This is a genomic window from Spiribacter sp. 1M189, assembly GCF_040838345.1.
Taxonomy (GTDB): Bacteria; Pseudomonadota; Gammaproteobacteria; order Nitrococcales; family Nitrococcaceae; genus Spiribacter; species Spiribacter insolitus.
In genome coordinates this window covers 1,099,913-1,119,247 of record NZ_JBAKFF010000001.1, presented here as the reverse complement: position 1 = coordinate 1,119,247, position 19,335 = coordinate 1,099,913, and the positions used below count along the sequence as shown (strand labels likewise).

The following is a 19,335-nucleotide window of genomic DNA, read 5'->3' as shown; positions in this document are numbered from 1 at the left end:
GGAGCAGGGAAGATGACCGCAGCGTCGGAAAAGCAGGAGACGGGGGCAGGCGAGCAGCCCGCCTGGCATGCGCTGGACCCGGAAGAGGCGCTCCGCCGGCTCGACGCTGATCTCGAGGGGCTCGGTGCGGCGGAGGTGGCCCGGCGGCTCGAGGTCCATGGCCCGAACCTTCAGCGCCCGCCCCGGCGACGTGGCCGCCTGGCCCGCTTTGCCAGTCAGTTCCGCAATCTGCTGATCTACCTGTTGCTGGCCGCCGCGCTGGTCACGGCGGCGCTCGGCCACTGGATCGACACCGCCGTGATCGTCGCCGTGGTGCTGGTGAACGCCGTCATCGGTACCATCCAGGAGGGCAAGGCGGAGAGCGCAATGGAGGCCATCCGTGGGCTGCTCTCCCCGGAGGCCACCGTCCGTCGGGACGATCGCCGGCAGACCATCGACGCGGCCGGCCTGGTTCCCGGGGACCTGCTCATTCTTGAGCCCGGCGCAAAGGTGACCGCGGACGTGCGCCTTGTCAGCGCCCGGGGGCTGGCCATTGATGAGTCGGCGCTCACCGGCGAATCGGTGCCGGTGAGCAAAACCATCGATCCGGTGCCGGCGCAGTGTGGCCTTGGCGATCGGCACTCCATGGCCTTCGCCGGCACGTTGGTGACCACGGGCGAGGGACTGGGTGTCGTGGTCGCCACCGGCGAGCGGACAGAGCTCGGTCAGGTCACCGAGATGCTGGCCGAGGTCGAGACACTGACCACGCCACTGCTGCGCCACCTCGACCGGCTCGGCCGTCAGCTCGCCCTGATGATCGTCTCCACCGGTGCGCTGACGGCGCTGGCGGGCATCCTGCTGCACGGATTTTCGATCGTCGAGATGTTCATGGCGGCGGTCGGGCTCGCCGTGGCGGCGATACCGGAAGGGCTGCCGGCCATCGTCACGATCACCCTGGCACTCGGCGTGCAGCGTCTGGCCTCGCGCAACGCCATCGTCCGACGGCTGCCTGCGGTGGAGACGCTGGGTGCCGTGACGGTGATCTGCTCTGACAAGACCGGCACCCTGACCCGCAACGAGATGACAGTCCAGGAGCTGCTCCTGGCCGACGGCCTCCACGTGCTGCATGAGGAGGCGGCGCCATCGGGCGAGGCCGCCGTTGCGCTGGCCCGCGCGGTGGCGCTCTGCAGCGATGCCGCCGTCGAGCCGGCGGGCGGCGAACGGGGGCGGATCAGTGGCGATCCGATGGAGATCGCGCTACTTGCGCTCGCCGAATCGGCCGGCGTCGACATCGAGGCTTATCGGTCAGCCCATCCCCGGCTCGACGGGATTCCGTTCGATTCCGGGCACCGCTACATGGCCACCGTGAACAGCGATGACAAGCGTCGCCGGCTGATCGTCAAGGGCGCGCCGGAAGCGGTGGTGCCACGCTGTGAACGGGTGCTGACCGGGTCGGGGACAGCGGCGCTGGATGAGGCGGCATGGCATCGCCAGGCGGAGCATATGGCGGCGCGCGGGCTGCGCCTGCTGGCGGTCGCCGAGCGCTGGCTGGACGACGACTCGACGGCGATCCACCACGGGCATGGCCCGGATGGGCTCGTCCTGATCGGGCTGGTGGCGATTATTGATCCGCCCCGCGATGAGGCGATCGCCGCGGTGGCGGCCTGTCAGCGGGCCGGCATCGAGGTCAAGATGATCACGGGTGATCACGCCGTGACGGCGGCCGCCATCGGCCGGCAGCTCGGCCTCGAGAGCGATGAGCGCGGCGTCACCGGAGATGATCTGGATGCACTCGATGATGCCGGGCTTCGCGAGGTCGCGCGGCAGCGCTCGGTTTTTGCCCGCGTCTCGCCGGCGCACAAGCTCCGCCTGGTGGAGGCGCTGCAGGCCGACGATGAAGTCGTGGCGATGACCGGTGATGGTGTCAACGATGCGCCGGCGCTGAAGCGGGCCGATGTGGGCGTCGCCATGGGGCGGGGCGGGACGGACGCGGCGCGCGAGTCCGCCGAGATCGTACTCGCCGATGACAATTTCGCCACCATCGAGGCCGCGGTCCACGAGGGGCGGGTCATCTACGACAACATCGTCAAGTCCATCCTCTTCATCCTGCCCACCAACGCCGCCCAGGCGCTGCTGCTCGTGATCGCCGTGCTGGCCGGTCTGATGCTGCCGGTCACGCCGGTGCAGATCCTCTGGGTGAACATGATCACCGCGGTCACCCTGGCACTGGCCCTTGCCTTTGAGCCACCCGAAGACGCCATCATGGCGCGCCCACCGCGACGGACGAACGCCTCGCTGATCCCGGAGGGGCTGGGTTGGCGGGTCATCATCGTCGCCGTGGCCATGCTGATCGGTACGCTGGGGCTTTTCCTGCGGGAGCTCGCGGACGGACGGGATCTGGCAGAGGCGAGGACGCTGGCGATCAACACCCTTGTCCTTTTCGAAGTCTGGTATCTGTTCTCTGCGCGGCGTCTACGGGAGAGCGCGCTTAATCGCTCTGGGCTGTTCGGCAACCGAATCGTACTGCTCGCCGGCGTCGCGATCATTGTGGCGCAGTTGCTCTTTACCTATGCACCGCCCATGCAGCTATTGTTTGACACCCGGGCCCTCGGCTCGGCGGAATGGCTTATGGCGGTGTTGGTCAGCCTGCCCATCATCGCAGTGGCTGAGGGGCATAAGGCATGGCAGCGGCGGCGGGGTGTCGGTCTGTCATCCGGCATGGGCCGGTAGCTTTTTCCGGTAATCGGCCTTCGCTTTTGCCCGCTGCGGCATGCCGGTATACTGATCGGCTTGAGTCTTTAAGCGCGAAAGTGGCGGAACTGGTAGACGCGCTGGGTTTAGGTCCCAGTGGGGTTGTCCCCCGTGCGAGTTCGAGTCTCGCCTTTCGCACCAGTTACCTCAGAGGTGGGCAATGCAAGTATCGGTGGAGTCGGGCGAGGGCCTGAAGCGCAAGTTGAAGGTCCAGATCCCGTCCGAGCGGGTGGACGAGCAGGTCGACAAGAAGCTGCGGGAGATGCGCGGTCAGGTCCGTCTGCAGGGATTCCGGCCCGGCAAGGTGCCCATGAAGGTGGTGCAGAAGCGCTACGGCCCCCAGGTGCGCGGCGAGGTCCTCGACGAGGTCGTCCGCAGCACCTACGCCGAGGCGCTGGAGCAGGAGTCGCTGCGGCCGGCGGGTACACCGGATATCCAGCCGCTGGCCGTCGAGCCCGGTAAGGATCTCGAGTACGAGGCGAGTTTCGAGGTGATCCCCGAGGTCGAGGTGCAGGGTATCGAGTCCATCGAGCTTACCCGCCCGGCAGTGGATATCGAGGCCGCGGACGTGGATCGCATCCTCGAGCGGCTGCGCAAACAGCATGCCGAGTATACCGAGGTCGACCGGGCGGCGGAGGAGGGCGATCGCGCCACCATCGATTTCCACGGTCAGGTCGAGGGTGAGGACTTCTCCGGCAACAGTGGCGAGGATGTGCCCGTGCCGCTGGGCGAGGGCCAGATGCCGGGGCCCTTCGAGGAAGAGCTGGTCGGCATGAAGGCCGGGGAGCAGAAGACCGTTCGATACACCTTCCCGGAAGGCTTTCCGGATGCGGATATTGCCGGCCGCGAGGCCGAGTTCTCGGTGACCATGAAGAAGGTCGAGGCCCCCGAGCTCCCCGAGGCGGATGACACGTTCGCCGAGAAGCTCGGTATCGATGGCGGAGTCGAGGCGCTGCGCGAGCGCATCACCGAGAGCCTAGAGCGCGAGCGGGAACAGGCCGTGCGCACGAGGGTCAAGAACCAGGTGATGGATGCGCTGGTCGAAAAGAATGACATGGCGCTGCCGCAGACGCTGGTGGACAGCGAAATCGATCAGCTCCGCCAGCAGACGCAGGAGCGGATGCGACAGGCCGGGGCCGAGGGCGAGGAACCGGATCTGCCCGCCGATCAGTTCGAGGAAGAGGCGCGGCGCCGGGTCAAGCTGGGTCTGCTGGTTAATGAAATCGTCCGGGCCAATGACATTCAGCTTGAGCCGGAGCGCATGCAGGCCGCCCTGCAGCGTGTGGCATCAGGCTACGAGCAGCCTGAGCAGGTGATGCAGTACTACCTGCAGAACCAGGAGATGATGCAGAGCCTTCAGCTCCAGGTGATGGAAGACCAGGTCGTTGACTGGGTCATGGAACAGGCGCAGGTCACCGAAAAGCCGATGAGTCTCGATGCGCTGACCAGTGGCGTCGAGGATGAGGAAAACACCGAGGCCTCTTAAGGGCCGGGAGTATTATTGATCATGAGCGAACAGCGCCGCGAAGACACCCCCATGGCGACGGGCCTGGTCCCGATGGTCGTCGAGCAGACGGCGCGGGGCGAGCGTGCCTTCGACATCTACTCGCGCCTGCTCAAGGAGCGGGTGATCTTCATGGTTGGTCCGGTGGAGGACCATCAGGCCAATCTGTTGATCGCTCAGCTTCTCTTTCTGGAGTCGGAGAACCCCGACAAGGACATCCATTTCTATATCAACAGCCCCGGTGGCGTGGTCACCGCGGGGCTGGCGATCTACGACACCATGCAGTTCGTCAAGCCGGATGTGAGCACGCTCTGCATCGGCCAGGCGGCCAGCATGGGCTCTCTACTGCTCGCCGGCGGCGCAGCGGGCAAGCGCTTTGCCCTACCCAATTCGCGGGTCATGATCCATCAGCCGCTGGGCGGGTTCCAGGGACAGGCCACCGACATTGATATTCATGCCCGCGAGATCCTGAGTATGCGAGAGCGGCTCAACCAGATTCTGGCGCATCATACCGGGCAGGACCTGGAGACAATCGCCCGTGACACCGAGCGCGATAACTTCATGTCACCTGAGGCGGCCCGAGACTACGGGCTGGTCGATCAGGTGCTCACGGATCGCAGTAACCTTCCGCTCGAGTAAGAGTGGTTGCGTGGTCTTCTAAAAGCGGGCATGGTCAAAAACGTCCATTTCTCGCATGCGCAAAGGTAGCCAATGACTGACAGAGATAACGGCGGTCGCGGCGACGACAACGGCAAGCTGCTCTACTGCTCTTTCTGTGGCAAGAGCCAGCACGAGGTGCGCAAGCTCATTGCAGGGCCTTCCGTATTCGTCTGCGACGAATGCGTGGAGCTCTGCAATGACATCATCCGCGAGGAGATGGAGGAGAAAAGCGCCGAAGCCGGTGCCAGTCTCCCCAAACCTCACGAGATCAACGCAGCGCTCGACGAGCATGTCATCGGGCAGGATCATGCCAAGAAGGTCCTGTCGGTAGCGGTCTACAACCACTACAAGCGCATGCAGGCGGCGCAGGGCCGGGATGATGTCGAGCTCAGCAAGAGCAATATCCTGCTGATCGGGCCGACGGGCTCCGGCAAGACGCTGCTCGCCGAGACGCTGGCCCGGCTGCTGGATGTTCCGTTTACGATCGCCGATGCCACGACGCTCACTGAAGCGGGCTATGTCGGCGAGGATGTCGAGAACATCATCCAGAAGCTGCTGCAGCGCTGCGACTATGATGTCGAAAAGGCACAGCAGGGCATCGTCTACATCGACGAAATCGACAAGGTGTCGCGTAAGGCGGAAAACCCGTCGATCACGCGGGATGTATCGGGCGAGGGCGTGCAGCAGGCGCTGCTCAAGCTCATCGAGGGCACGACCGCCTCGGTGCCACCACAGGGTGGTCGCAAGCATCCGCAGCAGGAGTTCCTGCAGGTGGACACCGGTAATATCCTTTTCATCTGTGGTGGTGCGTTCGCCGGGCTGGAGAAGGTCATCCAGCAGCGCTCGGAGAAGGGCGGCATCGGTTTCTATGCCGAGATCAAGGGTGAGTCCCAGCGTAAGGCCGTTGGCGAGACGCTGCGGGACGTGGAGCCCGAGGATCTTGTCCGCTATGGGCTTATTCCCGAGTTTGTCGGCCGGCTGCCGGTGGTGGCGACGCTCAACGAGCTCGACGAGGAGGCCCTGGTGGAGATTCTTCGCGAGCCCAAGAACGCGCTGGTCAAGCAGTTCCAGCGTCTCTTCGAGATGGAGGGCGTGGAGCTCGAGTTCCGGGACGAGGCCCTCTACGAGGTGGCCCGCAAGGCCATTGCCCGCAACACGGGTGCCCGTGGGCTGCGCACGCTGGTCGAGCATGTCCTGCTCGACACCATGTACGACCTGCCATCGCTCGATAATGTCGGTAAGGTTGTGGTGGATGACGCGGTGATCCGTGGCGAGACCTCCCCCTATCTCATCTATGACGGTTCGGAGCAGCCCGCCGCGGCATCGGATTGATCCGCGGCCGGGCGCCCCCGGCCTCCAAGAGGAACCCTATGAGTGAGGAAATGACGCCGATCAGCGGATCGGTGACGCCGGTGCTACCGCTGCGTGATGTAGTGGTCTATCCGCACATGGTGATTCCGCTGTTCGTCGGCCGGGAGAAGTCCATACAGGCGCTTGAGGCCGCCATGGCTGAGGACAAGCGCATACTGCTGGTGGCTCAGCACAGTGCCGAGGTGGACGATCCGACGGCTGAAAACCTCTATGGCGTTGGCACCGTCGCCAATATCCTGCAGATGCTCAAGCTGCCGGATGGTACGGTCAAGGTGCTGGTCGAGGGCGCCGAGCGTGCCCGGGTCGAGGGCCTGGATGACACGGGTGAGTACTTCACCGCCAATGCCGTGGCACTTGCCGACGAGGCGGTGGATGGCGATCCGGAAGTGGAGGTGATGACCCGCTCGTTGCTTTCCCTTTTCGAGCAGTACGTCAAGCTCAACAAAAAGGTCCCGCCGGAGATCCTTTCCTCGCTGCAGGGCATCGAGGAGCCCGGCCGTCTCGCGGATACCATAGCCGCGCACATGAGCCTGAAGATCGACGAGAAGCAGACGATACTCGAGATCGACAATCCGGCGCGGCGCCTGGAGCATCTCATGGGCCTGATCGAGGGTGAGCTCGATATCCTTCAGGTCGAAAAGCGCATCCGCGGCCGCGTCAAGCAGCAGATGGAGAAGTCGCAGCGCGAGTACTACCTCAACGAGCAGATGAAGGCGATCCAGAAGGAGCTCGGTGAGCTGGAGGATGCCCCTAACGAGCTCGAGGACCTGGAGCAGAAGATCGAGGCTGCGGGGATGTCGGAGGAGGCCCGGGAGAAGGCCGACCAAGAGCTCGGTAAGCTGCGCATGATGTCGCCGATGTCCGCCGAGGCAACGGTGGTTCGGAACTACCTCGAATGGATGGTGGCGCTGCCCTGGAAGAAACGCAGTCGGGTCCGCCACGATCTGGAGCGGGCGGAGAAGATCCTCGACGCCGACCACTACGGGCTGGAGAAGGTCAAGGAGCGCATCCTTGAGTATCTCGCCGTGCAGCAGCGGGTCCGCAAACTCAAGGGGCCCATCCTCTGCCTGGTGGGGCCGCCGGGCGTGGGTAAGACCTCGCTGGGTGAATCGATCGCACGCTCCATCAACCGCAAGTTCGTGCGCATGTCGCTCGGGGGTGTGCGTGATGAGGCGGAGATCCGCGGGCACCGCAGGACCTACATCGGCTCGCTGCCCGGTAAGATCGTCCAGAAGCTCTCCAAGGTGGGAACGCGCAATCCGCTGTTTCTCCTCGACGAGGTCGACAAGATGGCCATGGACTTCCGCGGCGATCCGGCCTCCGCGCTGCTGGAGGTACTTGACCCCGAGCAGAACGCCACCTTCAACGACCACTATCTGGAGGTGGACTTCGACCTCTCGGACGTCATGTTTGTCTGCACCGCCAACACCATGGATATCCCGGGGCCTTTGCTGGATCGCATGGAGGTGATTCGGCTGTCCGGCTACACCGAGGAAGAGAAGGTCAATATCGCGCGTAACTACCTGTTGCCCAAGCAGATCAAGGCGAACGGGTTGAAGGCCGGCGAGCTGGAGGTCAGCGACAACGCGCTGCGGGACATCGCCCGCTATTACACGCGCGAGGCGGGTGTGCGGAATCTCGAGCGCGAGGTGGCGAAGATCGCCCGCCGCGTGGTCAAGGAGGTGCTGATCAAGCCCCGCGATAAGGCGGTACAGGTCAGTACACAGAATCTCGACAAGTATCTCGGCGTGCGTCGCCATCGATATGGAGTGGCGGAGTCCACCGACCAGGTGGGGCGCGTGACCGGACTGGCATGGACGGAGGTTGGCGGGGAGCTGCTCACCATCGAGAGTGCCGTGGTCCCCGGTAAGGGACGGTTGCAGAACACCGGCCAGCTCGGCGACGTCATGAAGGAATCGATCCATGCGGCGCTCACCGTGGTGCGCAGTCGGGCAAGGGCCCTCGGCATCGATCCGGAATTCCACCAGCGCCATGATATTCATATTCATGTGCCAGAGGGCGCTATCCCGAAGGACGGGCCGAGTGCCGGCACGGGAATGTGTACCGCGCTGGTCTCGGCGCTGACGGGGATCCCGGTGTCTGCCAGCGTCGCCATGACCGGTGAGATCACGCTGCGCGGCGAGGTCCTGCCGATTGGCGGGCTCAAGGAAAAACTGCTGGCAGCGTTGCGTGGCGGCATCCGGACGGTGTTGATTCCGGAGGACAACCGCAAGGATCTTGCAGAGATCTCCCGTGATATTAAGGGGAAACTCGATATCCGCACAGTGCAATGGATTGATCAGGTGCTGGAGGTGGCGCTGACGTCGTCACCCGTGCCCCTGCCGGAGGCCGAGGAAGGCGTCACTGAAGCGACGTCAAAGGCCGAGGCTGGCGGAGAGTCAGTCCGGCCGCACTGAGCGCGGGGCAGGCATGATTTCCGGTTCTTTTGTTTGACAGTGGTCCGTGGGCGTTGCTATACCCGATGACATATCGTCAGAGGGCGCCTCGGGAACTGGCCGGGCACGGGCGCGAGATCATTGTCGGGGCGCCGTCCAGACGATAGCATGCGGGTCGTTCGTCTTCGTGGACGATGACCGAGAGAAAAACTTTCAAGGGGATCGATTAATGAACAAGTCTGAACTGATCGACGCCGTCGCCGAGTCGGCCGGCCTGTCCAAGGCTGACGCCACCAAGGCCGTCGACGCCTTTGCGTCGACCGTGACCGACGCGCTGAAGCAGGGTGACCAGGTGACGCTGGTAGGATTTGGCACCTTCACGGTCCGCGAGCGTGCTGCGCGCACCGGGCGCAACCCGCGGACGGGGGCATCGATCAACATCCCGGCCTCGAAGGTTCCGGGTTTCAAGGCTGGCAAAGCCCTGAAGGATTCGGTAAACTAAGCGCCGCTTTCCAGGGTGGTTAGCTCAGTTGGGAGAGCGTCGCCCTTACAAGGCGAATGTCGGGGGTTCGAACCCCTCACCACCCACCAAAACTGACAACGGAGCGGTAGTTCAGCTGGTTAGAATGCCGGCCTGTCACGCCGGAGGTCGCGGGTTCAAATCCCGTCCGCTCCGCCAAACAATCCCATCATCAGGAAGGCGCCCATGGGCGCCTTTTTGATTTACGGAACTCGAACATGCTGCTAGCCATCAGAGACCGGACCCGAGGTTGGATCGCCTATCTGATCGTTGCCCTGCTGGTCATTCCGTTCGCCCTGTTCGGGCTCTACAACTACGTTGGTGGCGGTGGACCGCAGATTGTGGCCACCGTAAACGGCGAGGAGATCACGCGCTCCCAGCTTGACCAGGCCTACCAGCAGCGCCAGGCGGAACTGCGCCAGATGCTGGGAGAGCGCTTCGATCCGTCCCTCTTCGATACCGATCAACTCCGACGCCAGACGCTCCAGCAGTTGATCGATCGCCAGGTGCTGGTGGATTACGCGCAAACCAATGGCCTCCAGGCCAGTAACGCCGATGTGGCGAGTTCGGTGCGCAGTCAGTCCATTTTCCAGGTGGACGGCAGCTTCTCCATGGACCGCTATCGCACGATCCTGCAGCAGAACGGGCTGACGCCGGAGGCCTACGAAGCACAGCTCCGTCGGGATCTCTCCATCACGCTGCTGCAGCGTGCGGTGGAGACGAGTTCCTTCACAACGGACCGCGCGCTCGACCGGCTACTGGAACTCCAGGGGCAGCGCCGCGAGCTGGCGTGGGCCACGGTGCCTACCGCCGCCTACCAGGACGAGGTCGAGGTCACTGGGTCTGCCCTGCAGACCTGGTACGACGAGCACCCCGATCGATTCCAGTTACCTGAGCAGGTGCAGTTGCGCTACCTGCGCCTGTCGCCGGAGGGGATCGCCGAAGACGTCACCGTTTCGGCTTCGGACGTCGAGGCGCGATATGAGGAGCGCAGCGCAAGTACTCGTAATGCCTCCGCGAGAGAGGTTCGGCATATCCTGGTGAACGTCCCCGATGGGGCCGATGAAACGGCGGTTGAGACAGCCCTCGAGGAGATCGAGTCGGCGCGTGAGCGCATACAGGGTGGGGAGACATTCGCGGCGGTGGCCGAGTCGGTATCCGACGATCCTGGCTCGGCGGCCCAGGGTGGATCGCTCGGGACAATCGAGCGGGGTGACGTCGATGCGGCGTTTGCGGATGCGGCCTGGTCGCTGACACCGGGTGAACTGAGCGAGCCCGTGCGCACATCCTTTGGCTGGCACCTGATCGAGGTGACCGATGCGCCGGCGCCGGAGATGCCCCCGCTGGAGCAGATGCGCGATCAGATTCGCGAGGAAATCGCGCTGGAGCGCGCCGAGCGGCGGGTCATTGAACTGGCCAACGAGCTTGACACGCTGGCCTTCGAGAATCCGACGACGCTGGAGCCGGCGGCCCAGGCAACGGGCGTTGAGGTCGAAACGACCGATTGGATTTCCGCCTCCGGCACCGAGAATGGGCTGGCCAGCGAGACCGGCGTGGTGCAGACGGCCTTTAGTGACGAGATGCTTGAGCGCCGGGAGAACAGTGATCTTCTCGAGCTCTCCGACGGCGGTTATGCGGTCATCCGGGTGACGGATTATCGACCGGCCCGGGTCGAGCCGTTCGAGACGGTGAGGGAAGAAGTTCAAGCAGCCTATGTGCGCGAGCAGGCCAGGGCCTCTGCCCGCAACGCGGCACAGTCCATCGCGGACGCCGTCGAGGCGGGTGAATCACTGGAGGCCGCCGCCGCCGACGTTCCCGCTGCGGAGCTCAATCCGGCACAGTGGAGCGGGCGGAATGCACGGGCTCTGCCGGCCGGCGTTCGCGAGACCGGTTTCCGGCTGCCGATGGGTGACGGCACCGGACAGCGCGCGGGTGTGGCGACATTGCCCGAGGGATTTGCCGCGGTGACGGTGCAGTCAGTCGAGCCGGGTGACCCGACGTCGGTGGATGCCGAACGGCGCGCTCAGTTGCGCCGTACGCTGAATGAGCTCGATGGGCAGGCGAGCGTGAACGCCATCGTGGAAGCGCTCCGCAGTCAGGCCGAGGTTCGTATCCGCGAAGACAACATCTGACGACGATGGCACCGGGCGAGATTCCCGACTCGCCCGGTGCCAGTCAGCGGCGCGGAATCGATTCAGCCCTCAAGCATACTGTTTGACAGCGCCACGGCATGGAAACCGCCATCGACGTGGACGACCTCGCCGGTAATACCCGAGGCGAGCTCAGAGCACAGGAACGCGCTCGTGTTGCCCACCTCCTCAATGCCCACATTGCGCCGGATGGGCGCGGCAGCGGCGTTGTAGTCCAGCATTTTGCGGAAATCGCCGATTCCTGAGGCGGCCAGGGTGCGGATGGGCCCCGCTGATACGGCGTTGACGCGGATCCCCTCCGGGCCCAGATCATTGGCCATGTAGCGCACGGCCGCCTCAAGGCTGGCCTTGGCCGGCCCCATGACGTTGTAGTTGGGCAGGGCCCGCTCACCGCCGAGATAGGTCAGCGTGAGCAGGCTGCCGTTGCGTCCCTGCATGAGCGGCCGCGCCCCGCGGGCCAGCGCGACGAAGCTGTAAGCGCTGATGTCGTGTGCCATGGCATAGCCAGCGCGGGTGGTGTTCTCCACAAAGGATCCTTCCAGCTCCTCGCGCGGTGCGAACCCCACGGCATGGACCACGATATCCAGATGCCCCCAGACGGCCTCCAGCTCCGAGAAGACCGCATCAATCTGCTCGTCATCGGTGACATCCATTGGCAGCACTGGGCCGCCCCCGGTGGCCTCGGCGCATTGCTCCACGCGCTTTTTGAGCTTTTCGTTCTGATAGGTGAGCGCGATTTCGGCGCCCTCGCGATGCATGGCCTCAGCAATACCCCAGGCAATGGAGCGATTACTGGCCACCCCGACGACGAGTGCCTTGCGATTGGAAAGAAAACCCATGGGAACCCCTTTGCCCCTGAAAGAATCCGAAGTACGTTACTGAAAAGCATTGTAACGGCCAAGCGGCCGATGATGACGGAAAGCGGGGGATAACCGAATGGGGAAATTCGACAGGGCCCGGTGGACGGCGGCCTCAGTCGTATGTGTGCTGTTGTCCTGTGCGCCGGCACTCGCACTCGCCCAGGCCGAGCATGCCATGGCGCTGCACGGCGAGCCGAAATACGGGCCGGGCTTCGAGCACTTCGACTATGTCAATCCGCAGGCGCCAACGGGTGGTACGCTCAAGATGGCCAATGTCGCCGCGTCGACCTTTGACAGCCTCCACCCGTTCATTCTCCGGGGCACGGCGGCCGAGGGGATCGGCCTTATCTATGACACCCTCACCGAGCGCTCCCTGGACGAGGCATTCACGGAATACGGCCTGATCGCCGAGTCGATGGAGGTGGCTGACGACAACAGCCAGGTTCGTTTCAATCTGCGCGAGGAGGCTCGGTTCCATGATGGCGAGCCCGTGACCGCCGAGGATGTGGCCTGGACCTTCCGGGCGCTGCGCGAAGACGGCCATCCACAGTATCGGGCCTACTATCAGGATGTGGATCGGGTCGAGGTGGTTGATGACCACACGGTGGTGTTCCACTTCGCCAACCCGGGCAACGCCGAATTGCCGATGATCCTCGGCCAGCTCCCGGTGTTGCCCGAGCACTACTGGGCCGGACGGGATTTCACCTCGACGACCCTTGAACCGCCGCTTGGCAGTGGTCCTTACCGCGTCGCCGAGGTGGATCAAGGCCGGCGAGTCGTCTACGAACGGGTTGATGATTACTGGGCGGAGGATCTGCCCGTCAAGCGCGGCCGCCACAATATCGATCGCATCAGTTATGACTATTACCGGGATGGCACCGTCGCGCTCCAGGCGCTGAAGGCGGGTGAATACGATCTGCGCCAGGAGAATGTCTCGCGCAACTGGGCCACCGCTTACGACATACCGGCGGTTGAGGAGGGGCTGCTGCAGCTCGAGGAAATCCCCCATGATCGTCCCGCCGGCATGCAGGGATTCTTCTTCAATACCCGCCGCGAGATCTTCTCCGATCCCCGGGTACGCGAGGCACTGTCCTACGCGTTCGACTTCGAGTGGACCAACCAGAACCTTTTCTACGGCGCCTATGAGCGGACGCGCAGCTTTTTCGAGAACTCCGAGCTGGCGGCAACCGGGCTGCCCTCGGAGGCGGAGTTGGCCGTGCTCGAGCCCTACCGCGATCAACTGCCGGAACGGGTCTTTACCGAGGCTTATGAGCCGCCGAGCACTGAGGGTGGCAGCCTCCGGCGGAATCTGCGCAAGGCGCTGACGCTCCTGAACGAGGCCGGCTGGCAGGTCGAGGACGGCGTGCTCACGAACACGCAGACCGGTCAGCCCATGGCCTTCGAGATCCTCCTTGTCTCACCGTCCTTCGAGCGTGTCGTCCTCCCCTTTAAGCGCAATCTCGAGCGCCTGGGGGTTGAAGTAACCGTCCGGACGGTGGATCCGACGCAGTACCAGAACCGAATGGACGACTTCGACTTCGACATGACGGTGCATGTCGCACCGCAGTCGCTGTCGCCCGGTAACGAGCAGCGCGACTTCTGGAGCTGCGAGGCGGCCGACGTCAACGGCAGCCGCAACGTGGCCGGTCTCTGTGATCCCGTTGTCGATGAGCTGGTCCAGAAGATCATCGATGCGCCGAACCGCGAGGCCCTGGTGACCCGGGCGCGGGCGCTGGATCGGGTGCTGCAGTGGACGTTCATTGCCATCCCCAACTGGTACATCGACCGGTTCCGGGTGGCTTATTGGGATCGTTTTGGCCGACCGCCCGAGAACCCGCCCTACGGCCTGGCGCTGGACACCTGGTGGGTGGATCCGGCACGGGCGGAACGCGTCGAAAACCGTTAGCCAAACGCTTCACGGGAGCGCACTGCGTTGCACGCCTACATCGCCCGCCGACTGTTGTTGATGATCCCGACGTTGATCGGCGTGCTGCTGATCAATTTCGTGATCGTTCAGTTCGCACCGGGTGGGCCGGTGGAGCAGATCATGGCCCAGGTGCAGGGCACGGCGGATCTGTCCACCAGTCGCTTCTCCGGCGTAGCCGGTGACGAGATCTCCGGCGAGAGCCGGGGCGCGCGGGGGCTGGACCCGGCCTATATTGCCGAGCTTGAGGCCCAGTTCGGCTTCGATCGGCCAGCCCATGAGCGTTTCCTGAAGATGCTGGGCGACTACGCCCGTTTCGACTTCGGCGAGAGCTTCTACCGGGATCAGACGGTACTCGAGCTGATTGCCGACAAGCTGCCCGTGTCGATCTCGCTGGGTGTCTGGACGCTGTTATTCACCTACCTGATCTCCATTCCACTGGGCATCCGCAAGGCGGTGCGGGATGGTTCGGCCTTTGATATCTGGACCAGCGCAGTGGTGATTGTCGGTTATGCCATCCCGGGCTTCCTGTTCGCCATCCTGCTCATTGTGGTATTCGCCGGGGGCAGTTATCTCGACTGGTTCCCGCTGCGCGGGCTGGTCTCCGACAACTGGGAGACGCTCTCCTGGCCCGCGCTGATCCTCGACTACCTCTGGCATATGGTCCTGCCGGTGCTGGCGATGGTGATCGGCGGCTTCGCCGGGCTGACCATGCTCACCAAGAACTCGTTCCTCGAGGAGATCAACAAGCAGTACGTGATCACCGCTCGGGCCAAGGGGGTGAGTGAACGCCGCGTGCTCTACGGGCACGTCTTCCGCAACGCCATGCTGATCGTCATCGCGGGTTTTCCGGCGGCCTTCGTCGGTGTGCTTTTCACCGGCGCGTTGCTCATTGAGGTCATTTTCTCTCTCGACGGGCTGGGTCTGTTGGGCTTCCAGTCGGTGGTCAACCGCGACTACCCCGTCGTCTTTGGCAGCCTGTTCATCTTCACGCTGGTGGGGCTGCTGCTCAATCTGCTGGGGGATCTGATGTACATGTTCGTCGACCCCCGAATCGACTTCGAGCGGCGGGAGGGCTGAGGCGGCATGGCGCGGCTCAATCCCATCAACCAGCGGCGTTGGGCACAGTTTCGAGCCAATCGCCGGGGCTGGTGGTCGCTGTGGCTGTTCCTGATCCTCTTCGGGCTGTCACTGGGTGCCGAGTTCATCGCCAATGACCGCCCGCTGCTGGTGCACTACGACGGTGGCTGGTATTTCCCGGTGCTGGTCAATTATCCGGAGACCACCTTCGGTGGCGATTTCCCTACCGAGGCGGAATATCGCGATCCGTTTGTCGCCGATCTGATCAATGCCGATGGCTGGATGATCTGGCCGCCCATTCGCTATCACTACGACACCATCAACTATGCGAGCGAGGCCGCCGCACCGGCGGCGCCGTCGGCGGAGAACTGGCTTGGCACCGATGACCAGGCGCGGGATGTGCTGGCCCGTCTGATCTACGGTTTCCGCATTTCGGTGCTGTTCGGGCTGGCGCTGACGCTGGCCAGTTCGTTGATCGGTGTGGCGGTTGGCGCGGTGCAGGGGTACTTCGGCGGGCGGATTGATCTGTTCGGCCAGCGTTTCATCGAGATCTGGGGCGGTCTGCCGGTGCTCTACCTGCTCATCATCATGGCGGGGTTCGTGCAGCCCAATTTCTGGTGGCTGCTGGGCATCATGCTGCTTTTCAGTTGGACGCAGCTGGTCGGCGTCGTGCGGGCGGAACTCCTGCGGGTGCGGAATTTCGATTACGTCAAGGCGGCGAGGGCGCTGGGCGTCACCGATGGCGTGATCATTGTCCGCCATGCCCTCCCCAACGCCATGGTGGCCACCGTCACCTTCATGCCCTTCATCCTGACCGGCTCGATCACCACGCTGACCTCGCTGGACTTCCTCGGCTTCGGTCTACCTCCAGGCTCGCCTTCGCTGGGTGAGCTGCTGGCCCAGGGCAAGGCGAATCTGCAGGCACCCTGGCTGGGGCTCACGGCGTTCTTCACCCTGGCCATCATGCTTTCTTTGCTGGTGTTCATCGGCGAGGCGGCCCGGGATGCCTTCGATCCGCGCAAGACGCTCGGGGGGCAGGGCGGATGAGCGCCGAGCTGTTGCGGATCGAGGATCTGGCCATCGCCTTTGGCAGCGAAGATCCTCGGCCACCCACCGTGCAGGGAGTCAACCTGTCGCTGGATGCCGGCGAGACCCTGGCCCTGGTGGGGGAGAGCGGTTCAGGCAAGTCGATCACGGCGCTCTCCATTCCGCAGCTCCTGCCTTATCCGCTGGCGAGTCACCCGGCTGGCAGCATCCGGCTCGATGGCGAGGAGCTGATCGGCGCACCGTCGGCTCGACTCCGCGCGCTCCGCGGCGGGACGCTGGGCATGGTCTTTCAGGAGCCCATGACCTCCTTGAATCCGCTGCATACGCTCGATAAGCAGATCGGCGAGACGCTGCGCATTCATCAGGGGATGACGCCGGCCGCCGCCCGCGACCGGATTGTCGAGCTGCTCGAACTGGTGCGCCTGCCGGAGGCCTCGGCACGACTGGGGGCCTTCCCGCACCAGCTCTCCGGGGGGCAGCGCCAGCGGGTGATGATCGCCATGGCCATTGCCAACAACCCCCGTCTGCTGATTGCCGATGAGCCGACCACCGCCCTCGATGTCACGATCCAGGCGGAGATTCTGGCGTTGCTGGCCGATCTCAAGGATCGCCTCGGCATGGCCATGCTCTTTATCAGCCACGACCTTAACGTGGTCCGGCGCATTGCCGATCGGGTGGCGGTCATGCGGCAGGGCGAGGTTGTGGAGCAGGGCGCGGTTGAGTCGGTGTTCAGCCGCCCGCGCCACGGCTACACCCGAATGCTGCTCTCCGCCGAGCCGGCCGGAAGACCGGCGCCCGTCACCGACGCGGAGCCGGTGCTCGCCGCTCGGGATCTGCGGGTCTGGTTCCCGCGTCGCGCGGGGTTGTTCCAGCGTGTGGTCAGCCATCTCAAGGCCGTGGATGGTGTCGACCTGCAGGTCCGGCCAGGCGAGACGCTGGGTGTGGTGGGGGAGAGCGGATCGGGCAAGACCACCCTTGGCATGGCGCTGCTGCGCCTGCAGCCGGCGCGGGGTGAAATCCTCTTCCAGGGACGCGACATCAGTTCGGTGGACAAGCGCGCCCTGCGGCCACTGCGGCGGGAGTTCCAGGTGGTCTTCCAGGACCCCTTCGGCAGTCTCAGCCCGAGGATGTCCGTCGAGCAGATCATCGGTGAAGGGCTGGGCGTCCACGGCATCGGCTCGGATGCCGCGGAGCGTGGCCAGCTCGCCCGGGCAGCGCTCGAGGAAGTGGGGCTGGATCCGGCGCTCGCCGAGCGCTTTCCGCACGAGCTCTCCGGGGGTCAGCGCCAGCGTGTGGCCGTGGCCCGCGCGATTGTGCTCAAGCCTCGGCTGATCGTCCTGGATGAACCGACCTCGGCCCTGGACCGCTCGGTGCAGAGCCAGCTTGTGGAGCTGCTGCGCACGCTCCAGAGCCGTCATGGACTTGCCTATATCTTCATCAGCCACGATCTGAAGGTGGTCCGGGCAATGAGCCACCGCATGATCGTCATGCAGGGCGGACGCGTAATGGAATCCGGCTCGGCGGAACAGGTGTTCACCGACCCGCGCGATCCCTATACACAGCGACTGCTGGCGGCGGCGCTGGATACCAGCTGACACCGTGCCCCGGGGCGTGGCGACGGCTGCTATCATTCGTGCATGGAACAACCCGTCATCGCTCTGGTGGGCCGGCCCAATGTCGGTAAATCCACCCTGTTCAACCGTCTGACCCGAACGCGCGATGCGCTGGTGGCCGACTTTCCCGGTCTGACACGGGATCGTCAGTACGGCATCGGCCGGGTCGGCCCGGCTGCCTACGTGGTTGTGGATACCGGCGGGCTGGGGGAGCCTGACGACGTCACTTATCACCATATGCAGCGCCAGGCGATCCGGGCGCTGGACGAGGCGGACGCCATCCTGTTCCTGGTGGATGCGCGGGTCGGCGTAACGCCCGGTGACGAGGCCCTGACCTCGGAGCTACGCCAGCGGGGCAAAAGGGTCTGGCTGGTGATGAATAAGATCGACGGTGTTGATCCCGATCTCGCGGCAGCGGACTTCCACAGCCTTGGTCTGGATGCACCATGGCCGATCGCTGCCGTCCACGGGCGGGGCGTGACCCGGCTCATGACGGCCGTTCTCGAGGATCTGACCGGCGAGCCCGTGGATCCCGAACAGACGATACCCGATGCCGATGACAGCTCCGGGATGGCGGATGAGGCGGTGTCCGATGAATCGACGCCCCGATCCATCGAGGTCGCCATCATTGGCCGGCCCAACGTGGGCAAATCGACGCTGGTGAACCGCCTGATCGGCGAGGAACGGGTGCTCGTCTATGACATGCCGGGTACGACCCGGGATGCCATCCGGGTCCCGTTCGAGCGCGAGGGTCAGGCCTTTACGCTTGTCGATACCGCCGGTGTCCGACGGCGCAGCCGGGTGCGGGAGAGCATCGAGAAGTTCAGCGTCGTCAAGACGCTGCAGGCCATCGAGGCGGCCCAGGTGGTCATCATGGTGCTGGACGCCCGACAGGAGATCTCCGAGCAGGATGCCCATCTGATCGGCCATGTCATCGAGTCCGGCCGCGGGCTGGTACTGGCGGTGAACAAGTGGGACGGACTGGTGCCGGATACCCGAGAGCGCATCCGGCGTGAGCTCGACGTCAAGCTCGGTTTCCTGGACTTTGCCCGGCCGCGGTTCATCTCGGCGCTACATGGTACCGGCGTCGGCCGTCTGCTTGAGGAAGTGGTGCATGTCTATCGGGCAGCCCGCCGCGAACTGCCGACATCGGCGCTCAACCGTGTGCTGGAGGAGGCCGTGGAGGCGCATCAGCCGCCCATTGTGCGAGGCCGGCGCATCAAGCTGCGCTACGCCCATCAGGGCGGACAGAATCCGCCCACCATCGTCGTCCACGGCAACCAGACCGGCGAGCTGCCCGGCGCCTATCGGCGCTACCTGGTCAATCGCTTCCGCCGGGCCTTCAGTCTGCAGGGCACACCGATCCGCCTTGAGCTGCGCACGGGCGAAAACCCGTTCGCCGGGCGGCGCAACAAGCTCACGCCACGCCAGCAGCGCAAACGCGATCGAATGATCCGGCGCCGAAAGGGCAGAGGTTGAG

At 64.5% G+C, this 19,335-nt stretch carries 13 protein-coding genes and 3 tRNA genes; 15 read left to right on the top strand and 1 reads right to left on the bottom strand.

The features are described from left to right. Positions 1-12: 12 nt before the first annotated feature. The 10 genes from V6X30_RS05600 to V6X30_RS05555 all read left to right on the top strand — a co-directional run bounded on the left by V6X30_RS05600 (position 13) and on the right by V6X30_RS05555 (position 11,313). Positions 13-2,709: a cation-translocating P-type ATPase gene (locus V6X30_RS05600; RefSeq protein ID WP_367983646.1), complete on the top strand. Its 2,697-nt coding sequence runs from the start codon at positions 13-15 to the stop codon at positions 2,707-2,709. A gap of 74 nt (positions 2,710-2,783) precedes the next feature. Next, a tRNA-Leu gene (locus V6X30_RS05595) sits at positions 2,784-2,871 on the top strand. A gap of 19 nt (positions 2,872-2,890) precedes the next feature. Beyond that, complete coding sequence (gene tig, locus V6X30_RS05590) at positions 2,891-4,216, top strand: trigger factor (RefSeq protein ID WP_367983645.1); 1,326 nt, start codon at positions 2,891-2,893, stop codon at positions 4,214-4,216. A gap of 21 nt (positions 4,217-4,237) precedes the next feature. Beyond that, positions 4,238-4,873, top strand: coding sequence for an ATP-dependent Clp endopeptidase proteolytic subunit ClpP (gene clpP, locus V6X30_RS05585; protein ID WP_367983644.1), 636 nt, complete (start codon positions 4,238-4,240; stop codon positions 4,871-4,873). Positions 4,874-4,945: 72 nt separating this feature from the next. After that, positions 4,946-6,226 (top strand): ATP-dependent Clp protease ATP-binding subunit ClpX, encoded by a 1,281-nt coding sequence (gene clpX, locus V6X30_RS05580; RefSeq protein WP_367983643.1) that lies wholly within the window; start codon positions 4,946-4,948, stop codon positions 6,224-6,226. 38 nt (positions 6,227-6,264) lie between these two features. Continuing rightward, complete coding sequence (gene lon, locus V6X30_RS05575; protein ID WP_367983642.1) at positions 6,265-8,682, top strand: endopeptidase La; 2,418 nt, start codon at positions 6,265-6,267, stop codon at positions 8,680-8,682. Positions 8,683-8,890: 208 nt separating this feature from the next. Next, positions 8,891-9,163 (top strand): HU family DNA-binding protein, encoded by a 273-nt coding sequence (locus V6X30_RS05570; protein WP_367966988.1) that lies wholly within the window; start codon positions 8,891-8,893, stop codon positions 9,161-9,163. 13 nt (positions 9,164-9,176) lie between these two features. After that, positions 9,177-9,252 (top strand) — tRNA-Val (locus V6X30_RS05565). Between the two features lie 11 nt (positions 9,253-9,263). After that, a tRNA-Asp gene (locus tag V6X30_RS05560) sits at positions 9,264-9,340 on the top strand. A gap of 59 nt (positions 9,341-9,399) precedes the next feature. Further along, positions 9,400-11,313 carry a SurA N-terminal domain-containing protein gene (locus V6X30_RS05555; RefSeq protein ID WP_367983641.1) on the top strand — a complete coding sequence of 638 codons (1,914 nt, stop codon included), beginning with the start codon at positions 9,400-9,402 and terminating at the stop codon, positions 11,311-11,313. Positions 11,314-11,375: 62 nt separating this feature from the next. On the opposite strand, the gene V6X30_RS05550 is transcribed toward V6X30_RS05555, so the two are convergent. Beyond that, positions 11,376-12,170, bottom strand: coding sequence for an enoyl-ACP reductase FabI (locus V6X30_RS05550; protein WP_367983640.1), 795 nt, complete (start codon positions 12,168-12,170; stop codon positions 11,376-11,378). A gap of 97 nt (positions 12,171-12,267) precedes the next feature. On the opposite strand from V6X30_RS05550, the gene V6X30_RS05545 reads away from it, so the two are divergent. Genes V6X30_RS05545 through der form a run of 5 tightly spaced genes read left to right on the top strand, consistent with a single transcriptional unit; the run spans position 12,268 to position 19,334 of the window. Next, complete coding sequence (locus tag V6X30_RS05545; protein WP_367983639.1) at positions 12,268-14,097, top strand: extracellular solute-binding protein; 1,830 nt, start codon at positions 12,268-12,270, stop codon at positions 14,095-14,097. A gap of 27 nt (positions 14,098-14,124) precedes the next feature. Beyond that, complete coding sequence (locus V6X30_RS05540) at positions 14,125-15,195, top strand: microcin C ABC transporter permease YejB (RefSeq protein WP_367983638.1); 1,071 nt, start codon at positions 14,125-14,127, stop codon at positions 15,193-15,195. A 6-nt stretch (positions 15,196-15,201) separates the two neighbouring features. Then, positions 15,202-16,242: an ABC transporter permease gene (locus tag V6X30_RS05535; protein ID WP_367983637.1), complete on the top strand. Its 1,041-nt coding sequence runs from the start codon at positions 15,202-15,204 to the stop codon at positions 16,240-16,242. Continuing rightward, positions 16,239-17,837 (top strand): ABC transporter ATP-binding protein, encoded by a 1,599-nt coding sequence (locus V6X30_RS05530; protein ID WP_367983636.1) that lies wholly within the window; start codon positions 16,239-16,241, stop codon positions 17,835-17,837. Before V6X30_RS05535 ends, V6X30_RS05530 begins: the two co-directional genes overlap by 4 nt. A 42-nt stretch (positions 17,838-17,879) precedes the next feature. After that, positions 17,880-19,334 carry a ribosome biogenesis GTPase Der gene (gene der, locus V6X30_RS05525; RefSeq protein ID WP_367983635.1) on the top strand — a complete coding sequence of 485 codons (1,455 nt, stop codon included), beginning with the start codon at positions 17,880-17,882 and terminating at the stop codon, positions 19,332-19,334. Position 19,335 lies beyond the last annotated feature (1 nt).

Excerpts from the sequence above, each read along its gene's own strand:
- V6X30_RS05600 (WP_367983646.1), top strand. The coding sequence starts at position 13 with ATGACCGCAGCGTCGGAAAAGCAGGAGACGGGGGCAGGCGAGCAGCCC.
- tig (WP_367983645.1), top strand. The coding sequence starts at position 2,891 with ATGCAAGTATCGGTGGAGTCGGGCGAGGGCCTGAAGCGCAAGTTGAAG.
- clpP (WP_367983644.1), top strand. The coding sequence starts at position 4,238 with ATGAGCGAACAGCGCCGCGAAGACACCCCCATGGCGACGGGCCTGGTC.
- clpX (WP_367983643.1), top strand. The coding sequence starts at position 4,946 with ATGACTGACAGAGATAACGGCGGTCGCGGCGACGACAACGGCAAGCTG.
- lon (WP_367983642.1), top strand. The coding sequence starts at position 6,265 with ATGAGTGAGGAAATGACGCCGATCAGCGGATCGGTGACGCCGGTGCTA.
- V6X30_RS05570 (WP_367966988.1), top strand. The coding sequence starts at position 8,891 with ATGAACAAGTCTGAACTGATCGACGCCGTCGCCGAGTCGGCCGGCCTG.
- V6X30_RS05555 (WP_367983641.1), top strand. The coding sequence starts at position 9,400 with ATGCTGCTAGCCATCAGAGACCGGACCCGAGGTTGGATCGCCTATCTG.
- V6X30_RS05550 (WP_367983640.1), bottom strand. The coding sequence starts at position 12,170 with ATGGGTTTTCTTTCCAATCGCAAGGCACTCGTCGTCGGGGTGGCCAGT.
- V6X30_RS05545 (WP_367983639.1), top strand. The coding sequence starts at position 12,268 with ATGGGGAAATTCGACAGGGCCCGGTGGACGGCGGCCTCAGTCGTATGT.
- V6X30_RS05535 (WP_367983637.1), top strand. The coding sequence starts at position 15,202 with ATGGCGCGGCTCAATCCCATCAACCAGCGGCGTTGGGCACAGTTTCGA.
- V6X30_RS05530 (WP_367983636.1), top strand. The coding sequence starts at position 16,239 with ATGAGCGCCGAGCTGTTGCGGATCGAGGATCTGGCCATCGCCTTTGGC.
- der (WP_367983635.1), top strand. The coding sequence starts at position 17,880 with ATGGAACAACCCGTCATCGCTCTGGTGGGCCGGCCCAATGTCGGTAAA.